1 protein-coding gene is annotated in these 1576 nt (G+C 31.6%); it reads left to right on the top strand.

Annotation, left to right across the window (positions count from 1 at the left end):
- Positions 1-255: 255 nt before the first annotated feature.
- On the top strand, positions 256-1428 hold the full coding sequence (locus L988_RS10965; RefSeq protein ID WP_047384234.1) for an IS110 family transposase: 1173 nt from the start codon (positions 256-258) through the stop codon (positions 1426-1428).
- The last annotated feature ends 148 nt before the right edge of the window (positions 1429-1576 follow it).

Raw genomic sequence — 1576 nt, 5'->3', positions numbered from 1 at the left:
TCACCTCGTATAATGAAGATATAAAAATCTTCATCAATTTATTTGTTATAATTTACTAAAGTGCTGTGGATTATTATTTTCACCTATAGCTAGTTCAACTAGACTATTTTAATTGAGGCTATAACCACAGCTTTATACTAATTTGTTAATTAGTTAGATAACGCTTGACGTTTTATATAGGACGAGGATACATTCAGTATAAAGCTTTAGTGGAAAACAAACAGTACTTTTCATATATTTTCAAGGTGGTGAATTATGATTTATGTAGGAATTGATATCGCGAAAGACAAACACGACTGCTACATTGTTACCTCTGATGGCGTTCTTATCAGCGATAATTTAAGAATCACAAATACTCTTGAAGGATTTAATACTCTTTACTCCATTATCTCCTCAAACTGTCAAGTCGCTAATGATGTGCGTATAGGGCTTGAATCTACCGGTCATTACGGTATCAATTTAGAAAATTTCTTGCGTACCAAGGGATACCAACTTACGGTATTTAATCCCCTTGCTGTAGCTTCCTTTAGGAAGTCTCAAACACTAAGAAAAACCAAAACTGACAAAGTTGATGCTAAGTTTATTGCAACCTTGCTATTCAACTCAGATCAAACCCTAACAGCACTTGTATCTGATGAAATTAGAGAATTAAAATCTCTAACTAGACACCGATATAGATTAATTGGACAGTGCACTAAATTAAAAGTTTCTGTCTCGCGTTTACTTACAATTTTATTTCCCGAACTAGGGACATTAATATGGTCGATACATCAAAAATCTAGTTATGCTATGCTCTTAGAATTTCCAAGTGCTCATGCTATTTCTAACTGTCATTTAACTAAATTAACTAATCTTTTATCCAAAACCTCAAAGGGAAAGTATGGAAAAGATAAGGCAATAGCTTTAAAAAATCTAGCTTCCAAATCTATTGGTATCAATAGTGGTGGAACTTCTTTTGAGCTTCAACAAACAATTAGAATAATTAATTATTATTTAGATGAAATTTCTATTTTGGATAAGAAAATCAAAGAACTTCTTATTCAAATGAAAACACCACTGATAAGTATACCTGGAATATCTTATACGCTAGCATCGATTATATTATCTGAAATTGGAGATATCACGCGATTTCAAACCCCAGCTAAATTATTGGCTTTCGCGGGATTAGAACCTTCTGTTTATCAATCAGGAAAGTTCCAAGCCACAGGTACTTCAATGGTAAAAAGAGGTTCTACGTATCTTCGATGGGCAATCATACAAGCTGCACGCTTAGTAGCAATGCGTGATCCTACATTCAAACTTTATCAGGAGAAAAAGAAGAACGAAGGAAAACATCATTATGTTGCAATTAGTCATACATCTAAGAAGCTACTCAGAGTAATTTTTCATCTTTTAAAGAATAATATTAATTTTATTCCACAAAACTAAATGTTTTAATAATTTTATTTTTTAAAAGGCGACTTTAAAATTTCTCAAAAAGTCGTCTCCTAGAAACACGCCCATATTTTTTTAAAAAATTCTAAAAAATATTTTAGAAAAAACAAAATTATATACTTGACTTCATATAGTTAGTCTC

It is taken from the genome of Cetobacterium sp. ZWU0022, assembly GCF_000800875.1.
Lineage (GTDB): Bacteria > Fusobacteriota > Fusobacteriia > Fusobacteriales > Fusobacteriaceae > Cetobacterium_A.
The sequence above is the reverse complement of the archived record's forward strand: the minus strand, read 5'-3'. Positions and strand labels throughout refer to the sequence as shown.

What these genes read in the sequence shown, in the direction of transcription:
- L988_RS10965 (WP_047384234.1), top strand. Translation starts at nt 256, where the DNA reads ATGATTTATGTAGGAATTGATATCGCGAAAGACAAACACGACTGCTAC.